Here is a 25815-nt window from a genome sequence, read left to right on the forward strand (position 1 = left end):
GGGATCCCGGGCCGCGCGCGCAACCCCCTGGAGGACCGGCGGGAGCACGACGCACGCTGAACGGACGACGACACAGGAGGCGGCATGCGCGCGATGGTCTACCGGGGCCCCTACAAGGTCCGCGTGGAGGAGAAGGACCGGCCGAGGATCGAGCACCCGAACGACGCGATCGTCCGGGTGACGATGGCGGCGATCTGCGGATCCGACCTGCACCTCTACCACGGGCTGCTCCCGGACACCCGGATCGGCCACACCTTCGGCCACGAGTTCATCGGCGTGGTCGACGAGGTCGGCTCGTCGGTGCAGAACCTCAGCGTTGGCGACACGGTGATGGTCCCCTTCACCATCTACTGCGGCTCCTGCTGGTTCTGCTCCCGCGGCCTCTACTCCAACTGCCACAACGTGAATCCGAACGCCACCGCGATCGGCGGCATCTACGGCTACTCGCACTCGGCGGGCGGCTACGACGGCGGGCAGGCGGAGTACGTGCGCGTCCCGTTCGCCGACGTGGGTCCGACGAGGATCCCCGAGTGGCTGCCGCACGAGGACGCCCTGATGCTCACCGACGCCTTCTCGACCGGCTACTTCGGCGCGCAGCTCGGCGACATCGTCGAGGGCGATACGGTCGTGGTGCTCGGAGCCGGACCGGTCGGCCTGGCCGCCGCGCGCTCCGCCTGGCTGATGGGCGCCGGCCGCGTCATCGTCGTCGACCAGATCGACTACCGCCTCGCCAAGGCCCGCGACTTCGCCTTCGCCGAGACCATCGACTACACCGAGGAGGACGACCTCGTCGTCACCCTCAAGAAGACCACCGGCGGGCTCGGCGCCGACGTCGTGATCGACGCGGTCGGGGCGGAGGCCGACGGGAACCTCGTCCAGCACGTCACCGGCGCCAAGCTCAAGCTGCAGGGCGGCTCGCCGATCGCGCTCAACTGGGCGATCGACGGCGTCCGCAAGGGCGGGACCGTCTCGGTGATGGGCGCCTACGGTCCGCTCGCGAGCGCCGTCAAGTTCGGCGACGCCGTCAACAAGGGCCTCACCCTGCGGATGAACCAGGCCCCCGTCACCCGGCAGTGGCCGCGCCTGTTCGAGCACATCCGGGCCGGGCACATCACGCCCAGCGACCTGATCACGCACCGCATCCCGCTCGAGCACATCGCCGAGGGGTACCACCTGTTCTCGTCCAAGCTCGACGGCTGCATCAAGACCGTCGTCGTCCCGTAGGAGGATCCCGTGCCGTACACCGCCGACCGCCCCGTCCGCGTGCCGACCGCCGAGGAGCTGCGTGCCCGCATCCCCGGCTGGGGCGCCGACCTCGATCCCGCCGACCGGCCCGCCTTCCCCCGCGAGCGCAGCGACCTCGTCTCGGGCGCGCACTGGGAGCGTCCGGAGAGGATGCGGACGCACGGCCGTCGCGAGAAGAGCATCGAGCACCTCGAGCTGCCCGCCGTCTTCGGCACGGCGCAGCCCCTCCACGGGATCTCGGGCGCGATCCGCCGCTACGCCTACGACCGGTTCAGCGAGGGGCGCCACGCGCACTGGCTGCTTCTCGTGCTGGGCGACCGGGTGGAGTCGACCGGGGCGCACCTCCGCTCGCTGCTCACGACACGGCCGGACGATCCGATCACTGAGACCGGCGTGCTCGCCGAGGTGCACGCGCACCCGATCGCCTCGCGCCGCGGCCGGACCGACGTGCGCCACCAGATCCTCGACCCGCTGCTCGTCGGCGGCCCCTGGGTCCTCGCCGCCCTCGGCGCCGTGGCCGTCGCCCGCCGCCTCCTGCGCTGACGCCCGTTCCCCTCTCGCGAGAGGCCGCTCCGGTACGCCTCCGTCGGCGTGTCTCGGACCGGAGCGGCGTCCCGCGGAGGAGGACGGGGGTCAGCGGCTGCGGGGCGCGGCGCCCGCGGTCGGCGCGGTGCGGGTGTCGACGCTCGCCGTGAGTGCCGCGGAGTAGCCGGACGCCGGGCTGCCGGTCATCGTCGCGAGCTGCAGGGCTCCGCCGTCGTCGCCGAAGACGGAGTCGGTGTCCAGGCCGACCCGGGCGAGGTTCGCGGCCGAGCCCGCGTACGCGTCGAGGGCGTAGACCGCGGTGCACGCCTCCTCCTGGAGGGCGACCTGCGAGGTCGCGATCGCGTTCGACGCGTCGGTGATCGAGTCCACTCCCGGGTACACCTCGAAGTGGATGTGCGGCCAGCGGCCGGAGTAGCAGGCCGGGACGATCGTGGCGAAGGAGACGACGCCCGACGCGTCGGCGACCTGCACGCCGCGGAGGTACGTCTCGTCCTCGACGCCGCTGGAGTACATCGAGTAGTCCCCGTGCGCGTCGCAGTGCCAGACGTACACGGCGGCTCCGGCGAACGGCACGTCCCCGTTCGCCGCGTCGAGGATCGTCAGAGTGAGTGTCAGGGGGACCCCGTCGGCCGTCGCGCCGCCGCCGATGCTGGTCCGCAGGTCGCTGCGGACGATCCCGGAGCGCTCGAGGACGTCGACCCCGTTCGAGCCGTCGCCCGGGTAGGGGCCGGCCGTCTCGTCGGGGATCTCGCCGGCGACCGCGGTGCCGGCCCCGGCCGTGGCGGTCGCGGTGGGAGTCGCGGTGGCGGTCGCGGCGGCGGAGGAGGCGGATCCCGATCCTCCGGTGGCGCACGCCGCGAGCCCGAGGGTCGCCGCCCCCGCACCGACCAGCGTCAGCACGCCGCGCCGCGAGAAGAGGGTCCCCACGTCGAACGGGAGGCCCTGGTCGACCACCTCCTCCTCGGGGCGGTCGAGCCGCCGGCCCTCGTAGGCCGGTCCGTCGGGCGTGCTGCGGGGCTCCGGGATGCGGGTCATGGTCGTGCTCCTCGTCGATCGTGGTGTCCGTCGCGGGCAACCCTGGCGGCCGGGGCTCTGCGCCTCCGATGACCGTCCTACGACCCTCCTATGACCGACCCGCTGACCGTCCTGCACCCCTCGTCCGACGCCGCGACGCTCCTCACGGCGCTCCGAACCCGGCCGCCGCGAGCACCGCGCGCCCGGCGTCGGAGGCGACGTACGCGACGAAGGCCGCCGCCGTGGCCGGGTCGCCCGCTCCGGTCAGCGCCGCGATCGGGTACGTGTTCACCGCCTCCGAGGCCTCGGCGAAGGGGATGCCGGTGACCGAGCCCGCAGCCCCGCGGACGTCGGTCGCGTAGACGAGCCCGGCGTCCGCCTCGCCCGAGGACACCTTGCCGAGCACGTCGGTGACCGACGACTCCTCGCTCACGGGAGAGATGTCGACCCCGGCGGCCAGCTCGACCGCGGCGGCCGCCGCTCCGCACGGCACCTGCGGCGCGCAGACGACGGTGGCGGTCCCGGGCCGGGCGAGGTCGGCGAGCGAGGCGACCTGCGCCGGGTTGCCGGGAGGCACGGCGATCTCGAGCGTGTTCGTGGCGATGTCGACCGGGTTCCCGTCGACGAGCCCGGCCTCGGCGACGGTGGACATCGTGCGCTCGTCGGCGGAGGCGAAGACGTCGGCCGGGGCGCCGTTGACGATCTGCGTCGCGAGGTCGGAGGAGCCGGCGAAGGAGAGCTCGACCTGCGCGCCGGGCTCGGCGGCCTCGAACCCCGTGGCGAGCTCGGTGAACGCGCCCTTCAGCGAGGCGGCGGCGAAGACCGTGATGGAGCCGCCGACCGAGGACGTCGCGCCGCCGGTGGCCGCATCGCCGGCGGGGGTCGACGGAGCGGAGCAGCCCGCGAGCAGGAGGAGCGCGGCAGCGGCCGGGACGAGGGGGAGCAGTCGACGACGCACGGGGACCTCCGGATGTGGGCTCCGCAGATGCGGCGGACAGCTGATTCTAGAACCTCAGGTGCGGAGCCGGGCTGGGAGGAGGGCCTCACGTGCGGCGGAGAGACGATCGGAGGACCGGACCGGCCGGGCGATGCACCTGCGCGGGGAACGACCGCCCGCGCGACGCACAGCGGTGGGCGGACCGCAGCCCTCCGGCTCCGGCCCGCCCGCCGCTCGTCGCGGCCGCCTCGACGGCGGCCCTCCGCTCAGCTCTGCGGCGGCGAGTAGAACTGGAGGTCGTTGCCCTCCGAGTCCTTGAAGGGGAGGATGCGGCCCCACTCGTGGTCGCTGATCTCGCCCTCGATCGACGCGCCCCGCGCCGTGAGGCGCTCCAGCTCGTCCTCGATCGAGCCCTCGGGCTGGAACGAGATGACCGCCCCGCCCTGCTCCGCGACCGTGGCCGACTCGCGGGCGTTCAGGCCGATCATCAGCCCGCCGGCGTCCAGCTCCGACCAGTCGTCCGAGGTGTCCTTGACCTCGAGGCCGAGCGTGTCGCGGTAGAACGCGACCGCCCGCTCCATGTCCGTGACGGGGACCCAGACCGTTGCGACTCCTGATGCCATGTCGTGCTCCTTCGCTCGATGATGCCGTTCCACCGACGCTAGGTCGGGGACGCCCGGAGCGGGGGCCCTTGCGCCGACGCGCGGAGGCTGCTCTCGCGCGGCGCCTCTCCGCCGAGCTGCCGTGCTCACGCGCCCGGCAGCGGTGAGGCGCCGGCTTCCCGCTGCCCGTCAGTGCCGAGACACCGCCCCTCGCCGAGACACCGCCCCTCGCCGGCGTCCCGGCGCGCAGCGGGACGTCTCGGCCCGGCCTCCGCGCGCGAGCGCTCCCCGCCGACGTCACCGACGACGCGGCCGCCGAGGCGGGCGTCGCCTGGATCGAGGAGGCGGTGGGCCCGCTGCGCATCGTGGTCAACAACGCCGGCGTCCAGCACCGCGTGCCCCTGCTCGAGCTCGAGGTCGCCGACTGGGAGCGGGTGCTGCGCACGAACCTCACCAGCGCCTTCGTGGTCGGCCGGGCGGCGGCGAAGCGGATGATCCCGCGCGGCGCCGGGAAGATCGTCAACGTCGCCTCGGTGCAGGCCGATCTCGCGCGGCCGACGATCGCGCCCTACACCGCCTCGAAGGGCGGGATCCGCAACCTCACCCGCGCGATGACGGCGGAGTGGGCGCAGCACGGCATCCAGGTCAATGCGATCGCTCCGGGGTACATCCACACCGAGATGACGCAGGGCCTCGTCGACGACGAGGAGTTCGACAGCTGGATCCTCGGGCGCACGCCCGCCGCGCGCTGGGGCCGCGTCGAGGACCTGATCGGCCCCGCCGTCTGGCTCGCCTCCGACGGCTCGGACTACGTCAACGGGCAGGTCGTCTTCATCGACGGCGGCATGACCGTCGTCGTCTGAGCCACCCCTCGACCCACCGAACGGAACCCGCATGACCGCGCTCGTCCCCGCCTCCACCACCCGCGTCGTCGTCCACGCCGCCGGCGACCTCCGCGTCGAGGAGGCGCCGCTCGCGCCGCGCGGCCCCGGCGAGGCCCTCGTCGCCGTCGCGTGCGGCGGGATCTGCGGCTCCGATCTGCACTCCTGGACGCACGGCGCCGCGGGCGAGTCGATCCTCCGCGAGCCGCTGACGCTCGGCCACGAGGTGGTCGGCACGGTCGTCGAGGCAGCGGTGGACGGCTCGGGACCCCCGGTCGGCGCGGCCGTCGCCGTGCACCCCGCGACCGCTCGCGGCGAGTGGCCCGACGGGCGCCCCAACCTCGCGACCGAGGGCACCTATCTGGGCAGCGCCGCGCGGATGCCGCACACCCAGGGCGCGTTCGCCCGCCACGCGGTGCTGCCGGCGCGCATGCTCCGCGAGCTGCCCGCCGTCCTCGGGCTCCGGGAGGCGGCGCTCGCGGAGCCGGCGAGCGTCGCCTGGCACGCGGTCTCGCGAGCCGGAGAGGTGGCGGGACGTCGCGCGCTGGTGATCGGCAGCGGCCCGATCGGAGCGCTGATCGTCGCCGTGCTGAAGCGGGCGGGGGCGGCCGAGATCGTCGCCGTCGACCTGGCCGAGGAGCCCCTCGCGATCGCCCGGGCGGTCGGCGCGACCCGGACGATCCGCGCGACCGACGCCGACGCGATCGCCGAGGTCGCGGCCGACGTCGTCTTCGAGTCCTCGGGCAGCCCGCGCGGCCTCGCCTCGGCCGTCCGGGGCGCCGCCCGCGGCGGCACTGTCGTGATGGTGGGACTCCTCCCCTCGGGCGAGCAGCCGGCCCTGATCTCGCTCGCGATCACCCGGGAGCTGCGCCTGATCGGCTCCTTCCGCTTCGTCGACGAGATCGACGAGGTGCTGGCGGCGCTCGCCGACGGGAGCCTCGCGGTGGCGCCGGTGGTCACACAGGTGCTGCCGCTGGAGCGCGCGCTCGAGGCCTTCGAGCTCGCCCGCGACGCCTCGCGCTCGAGCAAGGTGCTGCTCGACTTCACCCCGTGACGGGCGCTCGAGGCGCCTCCGGAGGGTCGGGATCGCCCGAGCGTTCGGGGTTCCCTCGGACGGCGGCGCCGCCGGAGCACTACCGTTGCACCATGGCGTCCACCGATACCCCCGATTCCGCCCCCGAAGCCGACACCGCTTCCGAGAGCGCCCCCACGCTCACCTTCTCCGACCTCGGTCTCTCCGACCCGGTCCTCAAGGCCCTCAAGGAGGTCGGCTACGAGACGCCCTCGGCCATCCAGGCCGCGACGATCCCGTCCCTCCTCTCCGGCCGCGACGTCCTCGGCGTCGCCCAGACCGGCACCGGCAAGACCGCGGCGTTCGCGCTGCCGATCCTCTCGCGCCTCGACGTCTCGCAGAAGACGCCGCAGGCCCTCGTGCTGGCCCCGACCCGCGAGCTCGCGCTGCAGGTGTGCGAGGCGTTCGAGCGCTACGCGTCCGGCCTCCGCGGCGTCCACGTCCTCCCCGTCTACGGCGGCCAGGGCTACGGCACCCAGCTCTCCGCGCTCCGCCGCGGCGTCCACGTCGTCGTCGGCACGCCCGGCCGCATCATGGACCACCTCGAGAAGGGCACCCTCGACCTCTCGCAGCTGAAGTTCCTGGTTCTCGACGAGGCCGACGAGATGCTCAAGATGGGCTTCGCGGAGGACGTCGAGACGATCCTCGCCGACACCCCCGTCGAGAAGCAGATCGCGCTGTTCTCGGCGACGATGCCCGCGCAGATCCGCCGCATCTCCGGCAAGTACCTGAAGGAGCCGGAGGAGATCACGGTCAAGAACAAGACCACGACCTCCGTCAACACCACCCAGCGCTACCTGATGGTGTCGTACCCGCAGAAGGTCGACGCCCTCACCCGCATCCTCGAGGTCGAGAACTTCGAGGGCATGATCGTGTTCGTCCGCACGAAGAGCGAGACGGAGACGCTGGCCGAGAAGCTGCGCGCCCGCGGCTACACCGCGGCGGCGATCAGCGGAGACGTGGCCCAGGCCCAGCGCGAGCGCACCGTCGAGCAGCTGAAGTCGGGCAAGCTCGACATCCTCGTCGCGACCGACGTCGCCGCCCGCGGCCTCGACGTCGAGCGCATCAGCCACGTCGTCAACTACGACATCCCGATCGACACCGAGTCGTACGTCCACCGCATCGGCCGCACCGGTCGCGCGGGGCGCAGCGGAGCGGCGATCAGCTTCGTCACGCCGCGCGAGCGCCGCCTCCTCGCTGCCATCGAGAAGGCCACCCGCCAGCCGCTGACCGAGATGCGGATGCCGAGCGTCGAGGACGTCAACGTCACCCGCCTCTCGCGCTTCGACGACGCGATCACCGCGGCGCTCGCCGACACCGAGCGCCTGCAGCGCTTCCGCGACATCATCGGCCACTACGTCGAGCACCACGACGTGGTCGAGTCGGACGTCGCCGCCGCGCTGGCCATCGTCGCGCAGGGCGAGGAGCCGCTGCTGCTCTCGCCCGACGACCCCCGCTTCGCCCGTCGCGAGCGCGAGGACCGCGACTCCCGGCCCGACCGGGGCGACCGCCCCGAGCGCGGCGACCGCTTCGACCGCGGCGGCGACCGGGGCGAGCGTCCCGAGCGCCGTCAGCGCCCGGCGAACAGCAACCTCGCCTCGTACCGGATCGAGGTCGGCCGCCGCCAGCGCGTCGAGCCCCGCCAGATCGTGGGCGCGCTCGCGAACGAGGGCGGCCTCAACCGCGGCGACTTCGGGCACATCGACATCCGCCCGGACTTCTCGATCGTGGAGCTGCCGGCCGACCTGCCCCAGCACGTGCTCGACCGCCTCGCCGACACCCGCATCAGCGGCCAGCTGATCGAGCTGAAGCCGGACCGCCGTCCGAGCCGCGCCGGCGCCGACCGCGGCGGACGCCCCAGCGGCCCGAGCCGCTCGAGCGAGCGCCCGGAGCGCAAGCCGCGCTACTGACGCCTCCCGCCCCGGCGGACGGGCCTCCACGAGACGCCACTCCGGTACAGCGACCCTTGCGTGTCGCGTACCGGAGTGGCGTCCCGCTTTCGTGCGGGGGCGGCCTCAGCGGCGCAGGACGCGGCGGGCCAGCACGTTGCCGAGCAGCTGCACCAGCTGCACGATCACGATGATCACGAGCACCGCGGCCCAGGTGACGACCGGCTCGAACTGCCGGTAGCCGTACTGGATCGCGAAGTTGCCGAGCCCGCCGGCGCCGATGTATCCGGCGACCGCCGACATGTCGATCACGGCGACGAACACGAACGTGTAGCCGAGGATCAGCGGACCGAGCGCCTCCGGCAGCAGTACCGTGCGGACGATCCGGAACCGGCTCGCTCCGACCGACCGCGCCGCCTCGATCACGCCGGGCTGCACGGTCAGCAGGTTCTGCTCCACGATCCGCCCGATGCCGAAGGCGGCGCCGAGCGAGAGGGTGAAGACGATGGCGTCCGTGCCGATGCCGGAGCCGACCACCAGCCGGGCCAGCGGCTGGGCCGCGGCGATGAAGATGATGAACGGGATCGGCCGGAACACGTTCACGATCACGTTGAGCAGTCCGTGGACCATCCGGTTCGCGTAGAGGGCGCCGCCGCGGGTGAGCGCGAGGCCCAGTCCGATCAGCAGTCCGCCGAGCCCGCCGAAGAGGAGGCTCAGCGCGACGATGTAGAGCGTCTCGCCGGTCGCCTGGACGAGCTTGGGCAGGAGCGGGATCAGCTCGTTCATCGGGGCACCTCCGTGAGGGCGACGCGTCCGCCGAGGCGGGCGAGGAGGGGGTCGACGACGCCGTCCGGCGCGTCGAGGGCGACCGTGAGGTGGCCGAAGGCCCGTCCGCGGACGTCGGTGATGCCGCCGTAGACGAGCTCGAGCGGCACGCCGGCCGCCGCGACCTCGGCGAAGACGTCGCCCTGGGAGGCGGAGTCGTCCGAGAACGAGAGCGTGACCAGCCGGCCGCGGTGGCGCGTACGCAGCACGGCCGCCTCCGCGGGCGAGGGCACCGAGCGGACGACCGTGGAGACGAAGCGGCGGGTGACCGGCTCGCGCGGGGCCGAGAACACGTCGAAGACGGGCCCGCGCTCCACGATGCGGCCCGACTCCATCACCGCGACCTTCGTCGCGAGCTGCTGGACCACGTCCATCTCGTGGGTGATCACGACGATGGTGACGCCCAGCTCCTCGTTGATGCGGCGGAGGAGGGCGAGCACCTCGCCGGTGGTGTCCGGGTCGAGCGCGCTGGTGGCCTCGTCGGCCAGCAGGATGCGCGGGGAGGCGGCGAGGGCGCGGGCGATGCCGACGCGCTGCTTCTGCCCGCCCGAGAGCTGCTCCGGGTGGCTGCGCGCCTTGTCGCTCAGACCGACGAAGCGGAGCATCTCGTCGACGCGGGCGCGCTGCTCCGTGCGCGGGACGCCCGCGACCTGCAGCGGGTAGGCGACGTTCTGCCCCACGGTCTTCGAGCCGAACAGGTTGAACTGCTGGAAGATCATCCCGATCCCCAGGCGCAGCCGGCGCAGCTCGCGCTCGGGCAGGCCCACGGTCTCGCGGCCGTCGATCTCGATGCTGCCGCTGGTCGCGGGCTCGAGGGCGTTGACGAGGCGCGCGAGCGTGCTCTTGCCGGCGCCGGAGTAGCCGATCACGCCGTAGACGTCGCCCGCCTCGATCTCGAGGCTCACGCCGTCGACGGCCGCGGTCGGGGCGGCGCCGCGCCCTGCGCCGGGGTACACCTTGCGCACGTCGGTCATGCGGATGAGCGGCACGGGGCGCCCTTTCTGTTGCGGGGGAGGCGCGGGCCCGCGCCGGTGGGGAGCTCCGCGAGCGGAGGACCCGACCGGCGCGGTGCCGCAGGTGCCGGAGTCAGGAGGCGGCGGAGATGTCGGTCTCGGCGGACTCGAGCGAGGTCTCCAGCTCGGAGGCGGGGGTCTTCAGGAAGACCGCGGTGCCGCCGGACTGCTCCGAGACGCCGTCGAGCACGTCCTGGCTGTCCTGGTAGATCGAGACGAGCTTCGTGTAGGTCTCGTTCCCGGCGTCGTCGGCCCGGGCGGCGAAGATGTTCGTGTAGAGCAGGGAGGCGGGGTCGCTCGGGTCGTCCTGGGCGATCGCGTCCGAGGCCTTCAGGCCCGCGTTCTCGATGAAGTCGTTGTTGATGATCGCGGCGGCCACGTCCGGGAGCGACGTCGGGGTGAGGGAGGCCTCCAGCGCGGTGACCTCCACCTTCGAGGAGGACTCGACGTCGTCGACGTTCGAGAGCACTCCGCCGCCGTCCTTCAGCTCGACGAGCCCGGCCGACTGCAGCACCAGCAGCGCGCGCGCCTGATTGGTCTCGTCGTTGGGGATCGCGACGGTGGAGCCGGCGGGGATGTCCGCGACGTCGTCGTACTGCGAGGAGTAGAGGCCGAGCGGGTAGATCGCGGTCGCGCCGATCGGCACGAGATCCGCGTCGGCCGAGGTGTTGTACTGCGCCAGGTAGGCGATGTGCTGGAACTGGTTGAGGTCGATCTCGCCCTCGGTGAGGGCGGGGTTGGGCTGGTTGTAGTCGCTGAAGTCGACGATCTCGACGTCGATCCCGGCGGCGGCGGCGGCCTTCTCGTAGGTGGCCCAGTAGGGGTCGCTCGCGCCGACCACGCCGATGCGGACGGTGTCGTCGCCGCCGCCCGCGCCGGAGCAGCCGGCGAGGAGGAGGGCGGCGGAGGCGGCGATCGCGGAGGTCGCGAGGAGTCGGGTGCGCAGGGTCATGGCTGTGGGGATCCTTCCGTGGAGAGGATCCGGGCACGCGGTGCCGACCGGGCGGTGCTGGTCACCGCCGGCGCTGCGACCGGCCTCCGGTCGCTCGGCGCCGCGACTGCGCGGATCCCGGGGATCACCTTACGAAGGCGGTCGGACCCGCGCGGAACCCGCGCGTAACACGGCGACTCGGAGGCAGCGGAGGCGCGCGCTCACCGCGGGATCGCGCTGTGACGGCTGCTCAGCGCCTGACCGCGCCGCGCCGGACGCTCAGCTCGCGAGCGCGCCGTCCTCGCCCGCCGACGCCTCGTGCTTGGCGATCCGCTTCGCGATCGCGTCGCGCTCGGCCCGGAGCGACGCGATGGTCGGCTTGTCCAGGCGGGGGTCGGCCAGATCGGCGAAGGGGCTCGCGGCGCCGGTGCGCGCGGACACGAGCGCGGCGTACGCCTTCGTCGCGGCGCGGAGCTCGGCTCCGGCCCGTTCGACCTTCCGCGGCTTCGACTCCTTGTCCGAGACGAGTCGGGCGTGCTTGTCGAGGGCCTCTACCAGTGCGCGATGCGCAGCGTCAATCTTCTTGCTCATAGGCGCATTATGGCGCAGGATCGGCGCACGGCGCCGACTGTGACTCCCCGCGCCCGCCGCCCCCTTCCGTGAGACGCCGCTTCGGCACGCGACACGCCGGGGGAGGCGCACCGGAGCGGCATCTCGCGGGGAGGGGACGGTCGGGTCAGCGGGCGACCGGCGTGGAGACGGACGACGCGCCCGCGCTGGTGGCGACCGCGTCGAGGACGCGCTGCACGTCGAGGGCGTCGGCGAATGTGGGCGTGACCGCCGTGCCTCCGGCGATCGCCTCGACGAGGTCGACGACCTGGTGCGTGAAGAGGTGCTCGTAGCCGATGCCGTGCCCGGTCGGCCACCAGGCCGCCATGTACGGGTGCGCCGGCTCGGTGACCTGGATGCGCCGGAAGCCCTGCGCCTCCTCGGGGTCGCGGGCGTCGTAGTACTCGAGCTCGTTCATCCGCTCGAAGTCGAACGCGATCGAGCCGAGCTCGCCGTTCACCTCGATCCGGTTGGCGTTGCGGCGGCCGGTCGCGACGCGGGTCGCCTCGAAGACGCCCAGGGCGCCGCCCTCGAAGGAGGCGGTGAAGGCCGCGGCGTCGTCGACGGTCACGGCGCCGCGCGGGGCGTCGGCACCGGCGCGGCCGCCGAGGCCGACCTGCTCGCTGAGCACGGGGCGCTCGGTGGTGAAGGTGCGCAGCGTCGCCGAGACCGAGGTGATGCCGCGGCCGGTCAGCCACTGGGCGGTGTCGATGCTGTGCGCGCCGATGTCGCCGAGGGCGCCCGAGCCGGCGCGCTCCTTCTGCAGGCGCCAGGTCAGCGGCGCCTCGGAGTCGGACAGCCAGTCCTGCAGGTACTGGGCGCGCACGTGGCGGATGTCGCCGAGGCGGCCCTCCTCGATGAAGCGCTTCGCGAGGGCGAGGGCCGGGGTGCGGCGGTAGCTGAAGCCGCACATCGCCACCTTGCCGGAGGCGGCGGCCGCGGCGACCATCCGCTCCGCCTCCTCGACGGAGTTGGCGAGGGGCTTCTCGCACAGCACGTGCTTGCCGGCCTCGAGGGCCGCGATGGCGATCTCGGCGTGGGTGTCGCCCGGGGTGCAGATGTCGACGAGGTCGATGTCGTCGCGGGCGATGACGGCCCGCCAGTCGGTGGAGGCCTCGCTCCAGCCCAGCCGCTCGGCGCGCTCCGCGGTCGAGTCGGGGTTGCTCCCCACGAGCACGGCGAGCTCGGGGCGGAGGGGGAGGGGGAAGAAGCGGGAGGCGGTGCGCCAGGCGTGCGAGTGGGTGCGGCCCATGAAGGCGGTCCCCACCATCGCGACGCGCAGGGCTCGGTCGTTCGACATCGTCGTCCTTTCGTCGGCCGTACGACCCTGCCACGGGTCGGGGCGCGGGCGCTACCGCGCTCGGCGAGGCCGCCTCCGGGGCGACGCGCCCGGGCTGCACCGACATGAGCGCGTTCATAGGGTTCGGAGAGCGCTCTATCACGGACGGAATGTCTCAACCGCCGCCGTCAGATGTCGCGTAATCCCGCGGATCCCAGCCCTGACGCGGTAGCAGGAAGCCCTCGGGGCGACTGGGCGATCACCCGAACCGCCTTCGAATCGGTTCAGAACTTTTGCTTGACCCGCGACGTAAGTGGAAGTAGCTTCATCCGCATGGTCACCGCAGACCCCCGCAGCACTGCTGCACAGCCTCTTCCCCGCACCTCCGACGAGTCTCAGCAGCTGCTTCTGCAGATGCGCGGCATCGTGAAGGTCTTCCCCGGCGCCCGTGCTCTCGACGGCGTCGACCTCGATGTCCGACCCGGTGAGGTGCACTGCCTCCTCGGCCAGAACGGCGCCGGCAAGTCCACCCTCATCAAGACCCTCGCCGGGGCCCACCAGCCCACCGAGGGCGAGATCCTCGTCGACGGGAACGTCGTCACGATCCCGTCCCCGACGGCGGCCCTCGCCCTGGGCATCGCGACGATGTACCAGGAGCTCGACGTCGTCGACGGCCTCTCCGTCGCCGAGAACATCTTCCTCGGCCACGAGCTCTCCCGCGGCGGCTTCACCGCCCGGGCGAAGGCCACGAGGATCACCCGCGAGCTGATGGAGCGCCTCGGCCACTCCGAGATCTCGCCGAACCGCGAGGTCGGCACGCTCTCCGCCGCCGGCAAGCAGATCGTGCAGATGGCCCGCGCCCTCTCGCACGACGCGCGGGTCATCATCATGGACGAGCCCTCCGCGGTGCTCGACTCCGAGGAGGTGGAGAACCTCTTCCACGTGGTGCGCCAGCTCACCGCCTCCGGCGTCGCCATCGTGTACATCTCGCACCGCCTCGACGAGATCCGCGCCATCGGCGACCGGATCACCGTGATCAAGGACGGCGCCACCGTCGCGCAGAACCTCGCGGTCGCCGACACCCCCACCTCGAAGCTCATCACCCTGATGACCGGCCGCGCCGTCGAGTACGTGTTCCCGGACCGCCAGGAGCTCGACGTCGAGGCCGAGACGCTGCTGAAGGTCGAGAAGCTGGGCCTGCAGGGCTCCTTCTCGGACGTCTCCCTCGAGATCCGCGCCGGCGAGGTCGTCGGGCTCGCGGGGCTGGTCGGCTCCGGCCGCTCCGAGATCCTCGAGACCATCTACGGGGCGCGCCGCGCCAGCACCGGGACGGTCAGCGTGGCGGGCAAGCGCCTGCGCGCCGGCTCCGTCACCTCGGCGGTCGACGCCGGCATCGGCCTCTGCCCGGAGGAGCGCAAGAGCCAGGGCCTGCTCCTGGACGAGCCGGTCTACCGCAACATCACCCTCTCGACCTTCGACCGCTTCGCCAAGCGCGGCTTCCTCGACGAGCGCTCCGAGCGCGCGGCGGCGGCCGAGCAGGCGGTCTCCCTCGACCTGCGGCCCTCCGGGGTCGACCGCGACGCCCGCACCCTCTCCGGAGGCAACCAGCAGAAGGCGCTCCTCGCCCGCTGGCTCGTGCGCGGCTGCCGCGTCCTGCTGCTCGACGAGCCGACCCGCGGGGTCGACGTCGGCGCACGGGCCGAGATCTACACCCTGATCAGGGACCTCGCGACCAACGGCGCCGCCGTGCTCGTGGTCTCCAGCGAGATCGGCGAGGTCCTCGGACTCTCCGACCGAGTGCTCGTGATCTCCGACGGCGCCGTGGTCCACGAGGGCCCGGCCGATTCGATCGACGAGCACCGCGTGCTCGATCTCGTCATGGAAGGAAGTGCAGCGTGAGCGGACAGCTCGACACCGCGTCGCCGTCGATCGGCGGTCCGCAGGAGGACGCCGCCCGTCACGCGTCGGCCGCGACGGGAGGCTCCTCCGGGGGCGTGCCCTCGAAGGACTCCCGCTCCGGGATCGCCCGCCTCATGCAGGGCTCCCTCGGCCGCAACGTCGGGCTGCTGCTCGCACTGGTGATCCTCTGCATCGTCGGATTCGCGACCGCGGGGGAGCGCTTCGCCAGCGTCGACAACGTGCTCACGATCCTCCGCCTCGCCGCCGTCATCGGCGTGCTGAGCATCGGGATGACCTTCGTCATCACCTCCGGCGGCATCGACCTCTCGGTCGGCTCCGTGATGGGGCTCGCGACGGTCTGGGCGAGCACGGTCTCGACCCAGTACTACGCGGCCAACACCTCCTGGCTGGTGATCGTGCTCACCGCGGTCGTCGTCGGCCTCGTCTGCGGCCTCATCAACGGCGCGCTGATCGCCTACGGCCGGGTCGTCGCGTTCATGGCCACGCTGGCGATGCTCGTCGCCGCCCGCGGCTTCGCCGAGCTGATCTCGAACCGCCAGACGCAGGTCGTCACGGTCACGCCGTTCCTCGACTTCTTCCGCGCCGACGTGCTCGGCATCCCGGTGCTCGTGCTGATCTTCGTGGTCGTCGCCGTCGCCGGCTGGATCCTGCTCAACCGCACCACCTTCGGCCGTCGCACCATCGCGGTCGGCGGCAACCCCGAGGCCGCCCGCCTCGCCGGCATCAAGGTCCGCCGCCACACCATGTACGTCTACGGCCTCGCCGGGCTCACCGCCGGCATCGCCGCCGTCATGATGCTCGCCCGCACCACCGCCGGCAGCTCGACCAACGGCCTCCTCTACGAGCTCGACGCCATCGCGGCGGTCGTCGTCGGAGGCACGCTGCTGGCCGGCGGCCGCGGCACCATCGTCGGCACCGTGTTCGGCGTCCTCATCTTCACGACCCTGACCAACGTGTTCACGCAGAACAACATGTCGACCTCGACTCAGGCCGTCGCGAAGGGCGCGATCATCGTCGCCGCCGTCCTGCTGCAGCAGCGGTTCGCCGCCCGCGGCAGGAAGTCCTGACCCCGGGGCTCCGGCCCCGCTCCTCCACACACAGCAACCCACCCGACCACTCAGGTCACCTCTCCGCAGGACACGTGTGCCCTCGGACCCCTCGGATCGATCGAAGGAGATCACTTCCATGCCCGCACGCCCCTTCACCCGCAGCCGCCTCTCCCGCACCGCCCGACTCGGCTCGGCCGGCGTCGCCTTCGGCGCCGTCGCGCTGATGCTCACCGGCTGCATCTCGAACGCCCCGGTCGAGACCGGCAACGCCGCCTCCGGCGGGACCGCCGCCGCCGTGGCCGCCTCGGACAACGACGCCTCCGGCGACAACGTCGTCATCGGCTTCACCGCTCCCGCCGCCGACCACGGCTGGATGGGCGCGGTCAGCCGCGCCGCCATCGCCGAGGCCGAGAAGTACGACGACGTGGAGCTCCGCACCGCGGAGGGCACCAACGACGTCAACCTCCAGATCAGCCAGGTCGAGACCTTCATCAACGACGGCGTCGACGCGATCGTGCTCCTGCCGATCGACGGAGCGGCGCTCACGCAGGTCGCCACCCAGGCGATGGAGGCGGGCATCACCGTCATCAACGTGGACCGCGAGTTCTCCAGCCCCTTCGCCGCCCGGTCGACCATCCTCGGCGACAACTACGGCATGGGCGTCAGCGCCGGCACCTACATCTGCGAGGAGCTCGGCGACAACCCCGACGCCGTCGTCGCCGAGATCGCCGGCATCGACTCCCTCCCGCTGACCCAGGAGCGCAGCCAGGGCTTCTCGGACGCGCTCGAGGGCTGCGGACTCGACGTGGACAACCGCGTCGCCGCCGACTTCACCGTCCAGGGCGGAGAGCAGGCCGCGGCCAACCTCCTCCAGGCCGCGCCGAAGATCGACGCCATCTGGAACCACGACGACGACCAGGGCGTCGGCGTCCTCGCGGCGATCGACACCGCCGGACGCGACGAGTTCCTCTTCGTCGGCGGCGCCGGATCGGCCAACGTGATGCGCGCGATCGAGGCCGACGACTCCGTCGTCAAGGCCACGGTCGTCTACCCCTCGACCCAGGCCGCGGACGGCATCAAGCTCGCCCGCCTCGTCGAGCAGAACAAGTCGATGGCCGACACCAGCTCGCTCGGCGTCCCGCGCCAGATCCAGCTCTTCGCGCCGGTCGTCACCAAGGACAACGTCTCCGAGTACCTGCCCTCGGCCTTCGAGTCCTGATCGGCCCCACCAGCCCGGGTCGGCGCGGGAACCATCCCGCGCCGGCCCCCACCTCGGCGCCGCCCCGGGATCACTGACGACCCGCAGCGCAGCGCCACCGGCATCCGCGAGAGGAGGAGGAGTGCAAGACACCGGCCCCAGGGCCGGACAGGAGGAGACCGGATCCGCTCAGTCGTGCGGACAGCGACGGACCCGGCCTCTGCGATGAACACCTCATTGAAGGAATCACATCACGCATGAATGGTAAGCGATCCTCGAGAAGAAGCATCAGGCGTCTTCTCGCACTCGGCATCGCCGGGATGGTGACGGTCTCCGGACTCACCGCCCTCGGCCTGCCCGCCTCGGCCCACGACGGAGTGGACCACGGTTCCGAGGGCGGAGCATCCGCTCTCGACTGGAGCAACTACGAGAAGGTCCTGCTGACGAAGAACGTCGGCGAGCCCCTCGACCTGGCCGTCCTCCCGGACAAGTCGGTCCTCCACACCGCTCGGAACGGCGAGATCCGCCACACCGACCCCAAGACCGGCACCACCCGTGTCGTCAACACGATCCCCGTGTACCAGAACTCGGAGGACGGGCTGCAGTCCGTCGGCATCGACCCCGACTTCGCCGAGAACAAGTGGGTCTACCTCGTCTACGCGCCCCCCGGGAACACCCCGACCGGCGCGGCCCCGAACATGCTGCCCGAGGGCGCGACCGACAGCTACTGGGACCAGTGGAAGGGCATCAACCGCCTCTCCCGGTTCAAGTGGACCGGCTCGGGCCTCGATCTCGCGAGCGAGCAGAAGATCATCGACATCGAGACCCAGCGCGGGCAGTGCTGCCACGTGGGTGCCGACTTCGACTGGGACGCCGACGGCAACCTGTACCTCTCCACCGGCGACAACACGCCAGCGAGCGCTCCGGGTGCCGCGGGCTTCGCGCCGAACAACGACGCGCCCCGCATGAACCCGGGCTTCGACTCGCGTCGCGGCGCCGGCAACACGAACGACCTCCGCGGCAAGATCCTCCGGATCACCGTGCAGGAGGACGGCTCGTACACGATCCCCGACGGCAACCTCTTCCCGGTGGGAACCGAGAAGACCCGCCCCGAGATCTTCGTGATGGGCGTCCGCAACCCGTTCAAGATCGACGTCGACGCCGAGACGAACACCCTCTCCTGGGGCGACTACGGCCCCGACGCCACGAAGGCCGCTGCGGCCGACGGCGTCCGCGGCCCGATGGGCCTCGTCGAGTGGAACGCGACCGGACTGGACGAGCCGCACAACTCCGGCTGGCCCTACGTCCACGGACCGAACGCGCCGTACAACGAGTGGAACTTCGAGACGTCGACGCCCCGCGGCTTCTTCGACCCGGAGAACCTGAAGAACAACTCGCGCTGGAACACCGGCCTCGTCGACATCCCGGACGCCAAGGCGGCGACCGTCTACTACGGCGACAACCCCGGCGACCAGCCGTTCGACGAGCTCGTCAACTTCGGGACCAGCACCGGCCAGGGCCCCATGGGCGGACCGGTGTACCACTTCGACGCGGACAACACCTCGACGTCGAAGTTCCCGGAGTACTGGGACAAGAAGACCTTCTTCGGCGAGTTCTCGCAGGACTACATCGCGGCGTTCACGCTCGATGAGGACCGCGCGGTCACGCACATCGAGGACTTCCTCCCCAACGCGGCGCTCAGCCAGGCCGCGCAGCCGATCCACGACAACCCGATGGACATGGAGTTCGGCCCCGACGGGTCGATGTACGTGATCGAGTACGGCGACGGATTCTTCCGCGCCAACCCCGACGCGGGCCTGTACCGGATCGACTACGCCGAGGGCAACAAGGCGCCGCAGGCCCGCTTCACCGCGACCCCCCTGTCCGCCTCGCAGACCCCGCTCGAGGTCACGTTCGACGCCAAGGGATCGACCGACCCCGAGGGCGACGCGCTCACCTACGACTGGGACTTCGACGGCGACGGCACCTTCGACGCCACCGGAGTGTCCGTCAAGAAGACCTACACCGAGCTCGGACAGTTCACGGCCCGTCTGCGCGTCACCGACGCCAAGGGCAAGTTCAGCCTGACCTCGCGGGTCATCTCGGTCGGCAACCAGGCGCCGCAGATCCAGATCCAGACGCCCGGCAACGGCTCGTTCTTCAGCTGGGGCGACGCGATCCCCTACCAGGTGACCGGCAAGGACGCTGAGGACGGCGACCAGATCGTCAGCAGCCGCGTGGGCTGGACCTACGGCCTCGGCCACGACGAGCACGCCCACCCCGAGGTCACCGGCACCGGTGCCAAGGGAGCGTTCCCGACGTCCAAGGACTCGCCCGAGCACGGCCCCGGCGCGCTGCTGTACGGCACCGTCGTCGTGACCTACACGGACGGCGGCTTCAACGGCCTGCCCCCGGCTGCGGCCGAGGCGACGCTGCGGCTGAACCCGAAGACGCAGGAGGCGGAGCACGCCGCCCGTGAGGGCGTCCTGCCCTACGCGGACACCACCGCCAGCGGCGGCAACGCCGTCAGCGGACTCGGTGCGGGATCCTTCCTGCGCTGGGACCCGGTGAACTTCGCCAACCTGACCGGCGTCGTGGTCCGCGCCACCGGTGAGGGCACCGTCGACCTCCGCTGGAACGCTGCCGACGCAGCGCCCTTCGGAACGGCGACCATCCCCGCGGGAGCCGGCTGGAAGGACGTCCTCGTCCCCTTCGGCACCAACGTCCCCCGCGGCACCGGCTCGCTCTACGTGACCTCGCCCAGCGGCCTGTCGCTCGACTCCCTCACCTTCCAGGGTGCCGGCGCCGGTGACAAGACGGCTCCGACCGTCGCGGCGACCCTCGACCCGGCAGCGCCTGCGGGCGTCGGCGGCGTCTACAACAAGCCCGTGACCCTCGGCCTCACCGCCACGGACAACGGAGCGCTCTCCACCGTCCAGTACTCCGCCGACAACGGCACGACGTGGACCACGGTCCGCGCCGTCAACGGCGCGTACACGGTCCCGTTCACCACGAACGGCGCCCGGACGATCCAGTACCGCGCCACCGACACCGGCGGCAACGTCTCGGCGGTCGGCACGGTGAAGTTCACGATCGACCTGGCCGCGGCGAACGCCCCGACCGCCGCGTCGACCACCACCGTGGCGCTCTCGGCTCCCCGCGTGACCTTCGGGGCACCGGGCGAGGCGACCGTCACGGTCACCGGTCAGGGGGGGAACCCCGGCGGAGAGGTCGTCCTCTACGAGGGCGCCACCGAGCTGGGCCGCGCGACGCTGAACGACGGCAAGGCGACCTTCGCCCTGCCGAAGACCCTCGGCGCCGGCACCCACACCCTCCGTGCGGCGTACGGCTCGGACGCCACCTTCAAGGCCTCGGAGGGCACCGCCCGCCTGATCGTCTCGAAGGCCGCCTCGGAGCTCACCGCGACCGTCTCGCCCAACCCGGTCAAGCCGGGCGCCAGCGCGCAGGTCACGGTCGACGCGACGTCCTCGACGGGTGTCGCCGGCACCGGTCAGGTGAGCGTGATGGTGAAGAGGAACCTCTCCACCGTCGCGATGCTCACCGGGACCCTCGACGAGAACGGGCACGTCGTGGTGACGCTCCCGAAGCTCGCGGCGGGCAGCTACAAGCTGACCGTCACCCACACCGCCACGGCGGACACCAACGCCGCGTCGGCGCTGCTGAACCTCACCGTCCAGCAGTAGCCCCCGCGCAGGGGCCGGCCGGCTCGACTGGGCCGGCCGGCCCCCCACCCCCTGCACCATCTGCCATTTCGAAGGAGAAATGATGCACCACCACCACGCATCCATCACGGCCAAGCCGATGAGCCGGCGCTCGCTGATGACGGCCCTGGCCGCATCGACCGTCGCGGTCGGCGTCGGAGCGGGAGCCCTCGCGGCACCCGCCACGGCCGCCCCCGCGCCCTCGTCCGGATCCACGCGCCTGGTCCCGATCAACCGCATCGGCATCCAGCTCTTCAGCGTCCGCGACAAGGTCTCGTCGCTCGGCTTCCGGGCCGTCTTCGAGGAGCTCGGCCGCATCGGCTACAGCGAGATCGAGTTCGCCGGGTACACCCAGGGCAACGTCGGAGCGATCACCCCGCAGCAGATCCGCCAGCTGCTCGACGACAACGGCCTCCGCGCCGTCGGCTCGCACGTCGGCACCAACCTCCTCCGCTCGGAGCTGGGCAAGCAGATCGAGATCGCGCAGATCCTCGGCACGCCGCACCTCGGCACCGGCAACGCGCCCACCAACGTCAACACCAAGGCGGGCTACCTCGCCGCGGCGGAGGAGTGGAACAAGTGGGGCCAGCAGGTCTCGGCCGCGGGCATGAAGCTCTACCAGCACAACCACGCCGGTGAGTTCGGGTTCGCCACGGACGACCCCAAGACCCGCCTGTACGACCTCTTCTACGACAACACCGACCCGCGTCACGTGTACCTCGAGATGGACGTCTACTGGGCGTACGTCGGCAAGAAGCTCTACCCGGGCTTCGAGCCGCTCGACTACATCAAGCGCAACCCGCGCCGCTACCCGATCCTGCACCTCAAGGACGGCAAGACGAACAACGCCAACACCAACGGCTACGACATCGTCGAGTTCGGCGCGGGCAACCTGCCCTACCAGGCGTTCCTCTCGGAGCTGCGCGACCGCGGCCAGCGCTTCGGCGTCTGGGAGCAGGACACCGCTCCCACGCTGGCGACGCCGCCGAGCACGGGGAACTCCCTCGAGGCCGCTTCCCGCAGCTACTCCGCGATCGCTGCGCTCCGTGGCTGAGCGCACCCCGCGCCGCGCGCGCCGCACCGACAGCACCACCACCAGCACGACGCGCACGAGCGCACCGAGGAGAACCCCCATGAAGTGGAAGACGCCCACGGCGGTCCTCGCGGCCGCCTCCCTCGCGATGGTCGCCGCGCCGTCCGCCTTCGCGGCGACGACGGACTGCACCACCGAGCTCGGGAACCAGACGATCACCGGAGATCTCAACGTCGGCGCGGGCCAGACCTGCGTGCTCGGCAACGTGACCGTCACCGGCAACGTCATCGTCGGCGACGACGCCTGGCTGGACGCCACCTCGGCGACCATCGGCGGCGACGTGATCGGCACCGACGCGTACGGCATCTCGATCGACGGCACCAGCGTCGGCGGAGACGTCGTGTCGTTCTCGGACGGCAGCCGCAACGGCTTCCTCTACCTGCGCGACCTCACGGTCGGCGGCATGGTCGAGGCCGGCGGGATCGACGTCGAGTTCAGCGACCTCTCGGTCGACGGCTCGGTCAGCACCGACGCGGCGAACTACGTCGACGTCGACCGCACCAGCGTCGGCGGCGACGCCACCTTCGCCGGCAGCGACTTCGGCGTGAACGTGCAGGGCGCCATCGTCGGCGGCTCGCTCGCCGTCACCGGCTCCTCGCGCGGCGTCCTCCTGGGCGCGAACGAGGACGGCTCGGCCTCGGCCCTCGGCAACACGGTGGGCGGGAACCTCACGCTCTCGGGCAACTCCGGCAACGTCCAGCTCGCGGGCTCGACGGTCGGCGGGCGCATCGCGCTCGCCGACAACGCGCCGGCGGTCAACTTCGGCGCGGGCAACACCGCCGCCGGAGTCGACGGCACCTTCACGGGAACGGCGGCGGGCGCTGCGGCGGCCGGCGACCAGGCCGTGGCCGTCATCGTCCCCGAGGCCAACAAGGGCGAGCTGACCTGGACGCTCGAGGGCACCAGCAACCTGGTGAACCTCGGCGTCGCCGAGGAGCAGGGCGACCACTTCGCCGCCTCCGGTGAGCTCGTGCCGGTCCGCGTGACCGACACCCGCCTCAACGGCCCGGCCTGGTCGGTCACCGGCCAGCTGAGCGACTTCCGCTCCGGCGAGAAGACGTTCTCGGGCAAGCACCTCGGCTGGACCCCCGAGGTCCTGGAGAACACGGGCGGTGCCGTCGCCGGCGCAGCCGTCCCCTCCGGGTTCGACTCGGGCAACGGCCTCGCCACGCCCCGCGTCCTCGGCTCCGCCGCGGCGCAGCACCCGACCGGATCCTCGGTCCTGGGCGCCGACCTCGACCTGAAGCTCCCGCTCTCGGTCGGAACCGGCACCTACACCGCGACGCTGACGCTCACCGCGCTCGGCTAGCACCGGTGGGGCGGCCTCCGGGCCGCCCCACCCTCCCCCCGTCTCCCCGCGAGACGCCACTCCGGTCCGCCCCGCTCGGCGTGCCGCGTACCGGAGCGGCGTCCCGCGGGGAGGCATCCCCCCTTGCAACGGAAGCCTGATCGATGTCGCTCATGCCACGCACCTCCCGCACCACCGCCGCCCTGCTGCTGATGACGCTCCTCGCAGCCGGCGGCCTCTCGGCTCAGGCGGGTGCCCAGGAGGCGGACCCCGCCTCCACGCCGGTCACCTGGGGGGTGCGCCCCGCCGACACCGAGCAGGGCAGCGAGCGGCCGAACTACGCGTACGCCCTCGATCCCGGCGGACGCCTCAGCGACGCCCTGATCGTCTCCAACTACGACGACGAGGAGCAGACGTTCCGCGTCTACGGCTCCGACGGCTTCATCACCGAGGCCGGCCAGCTCGACCTGCTCCCCGCCGCGGAGCCCTCGACGCAGCTCGGCAGCTGGATCGCGTTCCCCGAGCCCGAGGTCACCGTGCCCGCCGGCGAGAGCGTGCAGGTCCCGTTCGAGGTCGTCGTCCCCGACGACGTGACCCCGGGCGACTACGCCGCGGGCGTCGTCTCCTCGATCCTGGTGCAGGGCGAGACCGGAGTCTCGGTCGACCGGCGCCTGGGCTCGCGCATGTACCTCCGCGTCGGCGGCGAGCTCGCCCCGCGCCTGTCGATCGACGGCCTCGCCGTCTCGTACCAGGGCGGCTGGAACCCCTTCGCCCCCGGCTCCGCGACCGTCGACTACACCGTGACCAACGCGGGCAACACCCGTATCGCGCCGGGCGCCGAGATCAGCGTCGCCGGCCTCTTCGGCCTCGCGCCGGTGTCCGCGACCGACCCGGAGCCGCTGCCCGAGCTCCTCCCCGGAACCTCCGTCTCGCGCACCGTGACCGTCGCCGGAGTCTGGCCGCTCTTCGTCGCGACCGCCCGCGCCGCGCTCTCGGGCACCGTCGTCACCGCCGACCAGGCCGCGCAGGCCGACTCCGCCGTCGTCGTCCCCGACGTGCCGGTCGCCACCGCCGAGACCTCGGCCGCGGCCGTGCCGTGGAGCGCCGTGCTCCTCCTCGCCCTGCTCATCGGGCTCATCGTGCTGACCGTCGTCCGCCGCCGCCGCCGGGCCGCGGGGGAGCAGGCGCGCATCGACGCCGCCGTCGCCGCCGCTCTCGGCGCCCAGCCGGAGGACGCCGACCGCGCGGAGGTCCGCTCCTGACCGGGTGCGGCCGACGCGGTCCGCGAGGGATCGCGCCGGCGCGGCCCGCCATCTCCGGGCGCGCGGCCGCCGCTCTAGCGGACCGCCCGCCCCTCGGCGCGCAGCTGCTCGAGGAAGCCGTCCACCACGGCGGGGCTGAGCAGGTGCCCGCGCAGCATCAGCGCGGCACCGCGCACGCCCCCGCTGCCGCCCAGCTCGGCGGTCACCACGTCGAGCCGCTGCGTCGCGAGGGGGAGGGAGCGCTCGTCGATCACCGAGCGCACGGCCGTCAGGATCTCCGGGCTGGCGAGGGCGACCGCGCCGCCCAGCACGATGACGGAGGGGTTCAGCAGGCTCACGCAGGTGGCCAGCACCTCGCCGAGCTGGAGTCCCGCGATCCGCGCCGCCTCCACGGCCTCGGGATCGCGCGCCTTCAGCAGGTCGATCAGCTCGCGCACCGACTGCACGTCGCGGCCCGCCCGGGCGAGCCCGGCGGCCAGAGCGGAGCCGCCCGCGACCGCCTCGAGGTCCCCCTCCTGACCGCCCGCCGCGGCCGGGGCCGTGCGCGGCACCTGGACGTGGCCGAGATCACCGGCGGAGCCGAGGGCTCCGCGCTGGAGCAGCCCGGACGAGACGATGCCCGCGCCGATGCCGGTGCCGACCTTCACGAACATCAGATCGAGGGCGTGCGGGAACCGCGAGGCCCGCTCGCCGAGCGCCAGCAGGTTCACGTCGTTGTCGACGAGCACCGTGGTGTCGTAGCGCCGGCGCACGAAGGCGGGGATGTCGAAGCCGTCCCAGCCGGGCATGATCGGCGGGCGCACCGGGCGGCCGCTCGCGTGCTCCACCGGGCCGGGCACGCCGACCCCGATTCCCGCGAGGGCGGAGCGGTCGACGCCGGCCGCGGCGAGGATCCCGTCGCAGACGTCGAGCGCGTGCCCGAGCACCGCCACGGGGCCCTGCGCGATGTCGAGCTCCTCGCGGCGCTCGGCGATGATGCGGCCGTCGAAGTCGGTCAGCGCGATGGTCGAGTGCGCCGCGCCCAGGTCGATGGCCAGGAGCGAGCGGACGGCCGGGTCGAAGACGAGGCGCGCGGACGGGCGGCCGCCGGTCGACGGAGCGCGGTCGAGGTGCGCGATCAGTCCGAGGTCGAAGAACTGCTCCAGGCGCGTCATCACCGCGGTCCGCGCGAGGCCCGTCTCCTCGACCAGCTCGGCGCGGGTGCGCGGCCGACCGTCGGCGAACAGCCTCAGCATGTCGCCGGTCGCGGTACCCGCGCGCTCGGCCACGCTCAGCTCCTTCTCTCGGCCCGGAGGACGGGTTCGGGGGACAGCACACCTGAGGAAACCAGTCAACGCACGGTCGCGCAATCTCGGCGGGCCCTGCGTGCGGGTCCTGCGCAACACGGCCGGCCGGAGGCGCGACGCGCGCCCGGCCGCGGCCCCTCCCCACTCCGATCGC

General features: G+C 72.5%; 21 protein-coding genes. 12 read left to right on the plus strand and 9 right to left on the minus strand.

Features of this window, described 5'->3' with window-relative positions; all coding sequences use genetic code 11:
* Positions 1 to 84: 84 nt before the first annotated feature.
* Both C5C46_RS10030 and C5C46_RS10035 read left to right on the plus strand, forming a co-directional pair.
* A complete protein-coding gene (locus tag C5C46_RS10030) occupies positions 85 to 1224 on the plus strand; it encodes a zinc-dependent alcohol dehydrogenase (protein WP_104226588.1) in 1140 nt (379 codons plus the stop codon).
* Positions 1225 to 1233: 9 nt separating this feature from the next.
* Positions 1234 to 1788, plus strand: a complete 555-nt coding sequence (locus C5C46_RS10035) for a hypothetical protein (RefSeq protein ID WP_104226589.1) — start codon at positions 1234 to 1236, stop codon at positions 1786 to 1788.
* Positions 1789 to 1878: 90 nt separating this feature from the next.
* Here the strand turns inward: C5C46_RS10035 and C5C46_RS10040 are convergent, their stop codons facing one another.
* From C5C46_RS10040 to C5C46_RS10050, 3 genes are all read right to left on the minus strand, one after another.
* Positions 1879 to 2826, minus strand: a complete 948-nt coding sequence (locus C5C46_RS10040; RefSeq protein ID WP_104226590.1) for an intradiol ring-cleavage dioxygenase — start codon at positions 2824 to 2826, stop codon at positions 1879 to 1881.
* 142 nt (positions 2827 to 2968) lie between these two features.
* Positions 2969 to 3763, minus strand: coding sequence for a molybdate ABC transporter substrate-binding protein (modA, locus tag C5C46_RS10045; RefSeq protein ID WP_104226591.1), 795 nt, complete (start codon positions 3761 to 3763; stop codon positions 2969 to 2971).
* 245 nt (positions 3764 to 4008) lie between these two features.
* The gene (locus C5C46_RS10050) at positions 4009 to 4365 is read right to left on the minus strand and encodes a VOC family protein (RefSeq protein WP_104226592.1); all 357 of its coding nucleotides are present in this window, start codon (positions 4363 to 4365) and stop codon (positions 4009 to 4011) included.
* Between the two features lie 161 nt (positions 4366 to 4526).
* On the opposite strand from C5C46_RS10050, the gene C5C46_RS10055 reads away from it, so the two are divergent.
* The 3 genes from C5C46_RS10055 to C5C46_RS10065 all read left to right on the plus strand — a co-directional run bounded on the left by C5C46_RS10055 (position 4527) and on the right by C5C46_RS10065 (position 8207).
* Positions 4527 to 5207: an SDR family oxidoreductase gene (locus tag C5C46_RS10055; RefSeq protein ID WP_104226593.1), complete on the plus strand. Its 681-nt coding sequence runs from the start codon at positions 4527 to 4529 to the stop codon at positions 5205 to 5207.
* A gap of 31 nt (positions 5208 to 5238) precedes the next feature.
* On the plus strand, positions 5239 to 6279 hold the full coding sequence (locus C5C46_RS10060; RefSeq protein ID WP_104226594.1) for an L-idonate 5-dehydrogenase: 1041 nt from the start codon (positions 5239 to 5241) through the stop codon (positions 6277 to 6279).
* 92 nt (positions 6280 to 6371) lie between these two features.
* The gene (locus C5C46_RS10065; protein WP_104226595.1) at positions 6372 to 8207 is read left to right on the plus strand and encodes a DEAD/DEAH box helicase; all 1836 of its coding nucleotides are present in this window, start codon (positions 6372 to 6374) and stop codon (positions 8205 to 8207) included.
* Between the two features lie 105 nt (positions 8208 to 8312).
* Here the strand turns inward: C5C46_RS10065 and C5C46_RS10070 are convergent, their stop codons facing one another.
* The 5 genes from C5C46_RS10070 to C5C46_RS10090 form a co-directional block, all read right to left on the minus strand.
* Positions 8313 to 8972 (minus strand): methionine ABC transporter permease, encoded by a 660-nt coding sequence (locus C5C46_RS10070; protein ID WP_104226596.1) that lies wholly within the window; start codon positions 8970 to 8972, stop codon positions 8313 to 8315.
* Complete coding sequence (locus C5C46_RS10075; protein ID WP_258059431.1) at positions 8969 to 10000, minus strand: methionine ABC transporter ATP-binding protein; 1032 nt, start codon at positions 9998 to 10000, stop codon at positions 8969 to 8971. Before C5C46_RS10075 ends, C5C46_RS10070 begins: the two co-directional genes overlap by 4 nt.
* Positions 10001 to 10097: 97 nt before the next feature.
* Entirely contained in the window at positions 10098 to 10976 is an 879-nt protein-coding gene (locus C5C46_RS10080) for a MetQ/NlpA family ABC transporter substrate-binding protein (protein ID WP_104226597.1), read from the minus strand.
* Positions 10977 to 11234: 258 nt separating this feature from the next.
* The gene (locus C5C46_RS10085) at positions 11235 to 11546 is read right to left on the minus strand and encodes a hypothetical protein (protein ID WP_104222458.1); all 312 of its coding nucleotides are present in this window, start codon (positions 11544 to 11546) and stop codon (positions 11235 to 11237) included.
* Between the two features lie 145 nt (positions 11547 to 11691).
* Positions 11692 to 12864 carry a Gfo/Idh/MocA family protein gene (locus tag C5C46_RS10090; RefSeq protein WP_104226598.1) on the minus strand — a complete coding sequence of 391 codons (1173 nt, stop codon included), beginning with the start codon at positions 12862 to 12864 and terminating at the stop codon, positions 11692 to 11694.
* A 393-nt stretch (positions 12865 to 13257) separates the two neighbouring features.
* On the opposite strand from C5C46_RS10090, the gene C5C46_RS10095 reads away from it, so the two are divergent.
* From C5C46_RS10095 to C5C46_RS10125, 7 genes are all read left to right on the plus strand, one after another.
* A complete protein-coding gene (locus tag C5C46_RS10095) occupies positions 13258 to 14742 on the plus strand; it encodes a sugar ABC transporter ATP-binding protein (protein WP_208543410.1) in 1485 nt (494 codons plus the stop codon).
* A gap of 134 nt (positions 14743 to 14876) precedes the next feature.
* A complete protein-coding gene (locus C5C46_RS10100) occupies positions 14877 to 15830 on the plus strand; it encodes an ABC transporter permease (protein WP_068256795.1) in 954 nt (317 codons plus the stop codon).
* A 118-nt stretch (positions 15831 to 15948) separates the two neighbouring features.
* Complete coding sequence (locus C5C46_RS10105) at positions 15949 to 17031, plus strand: substrate-binding domain-containing protein (RefSeq protein WP_104222461.1); 1083 nt, start codon at positions 15949 to 15951, stop codon at positions 17029 to 17031.
* A 236-nt stretch (positions 17032 to 17267) separates the two neighbouring features.
* Positions 17268 to 20714 carry a PQQ-dependent sugar dehydrogenase gene (locus C5C46_RS10110; RefSeq protein ID WP_146086983.1) on the plus strand — a complete coding sequence of 1149 codons (3447 nt, stop codon included), beginning with the start codon at positions 17268 to 17270 and terminating at the stop codon, positions 20712 to 20714.
* Positions 20715 to 20796: 82 nt separating this feature from the next.
* Positions 20797 to 21786 (plus strand): sugar phosphate isomerase/epimerase, encoded by a 990-nt coding sequence (locus C5C46_RS10115; RefSeq protein ID WP_219813837.1) that lies wholly within the window; start codon positions 20797 to 20799, stop codon positions 21784 to 21786.
* A 79-nt stretch (positions 21787 to 21865) separates the two neighbouring features.
* Positions 21866 to 23134, plus strand: coding sequence for a hypothetical protein (locus C5C46_RS10120; protein ID WP_104226600.1), 1269 nt, complete (start codon positions 21866 to 21868; stop codon positions 23132 to 23134).
* Positions 23135 to 23286: 152 nt separating this feature from the next.
* Positions 23287 to 24375, plus strand: coding sequence for a hypothetical protein (locus tag C5C46_RS10125; protein WP_146078976.1), 1089 nt, complete (start codon positions 23287 to 23289; stop codon positions 24373 to 24375).
* A gap of 74 nt (positions 24376 to 24449) precedes the next feature.
* On the opposite strand, the gene C5C46_RS10130 is transcribed toward C5C46_RS10125, so the two are convergent.
* The gene (locus C5C46_RS10130) at positions 24450 to 25643 is read right to left on the minus strand and encodes an ROK family protein (protein ID WP_258059432.1); all 1194 of its coding nucleotides are present in this window, start codon (positions 25641 to 25643) and stop codon (positions 24450 to 24452) included.
* Between the last annotated feature and the right edge of the window lie 172 nt (positions 25644 to 25815).

Source organism: Rathayibacter sp. AY1E6 (genome assembly GCF_002931115.1).
Taxonomy (GTDB): domain Bacteria; phylum Actinomycetota; class Actinomycetes; order Actinomycetales; family Microbacteriaceae; genus Rathayibacter.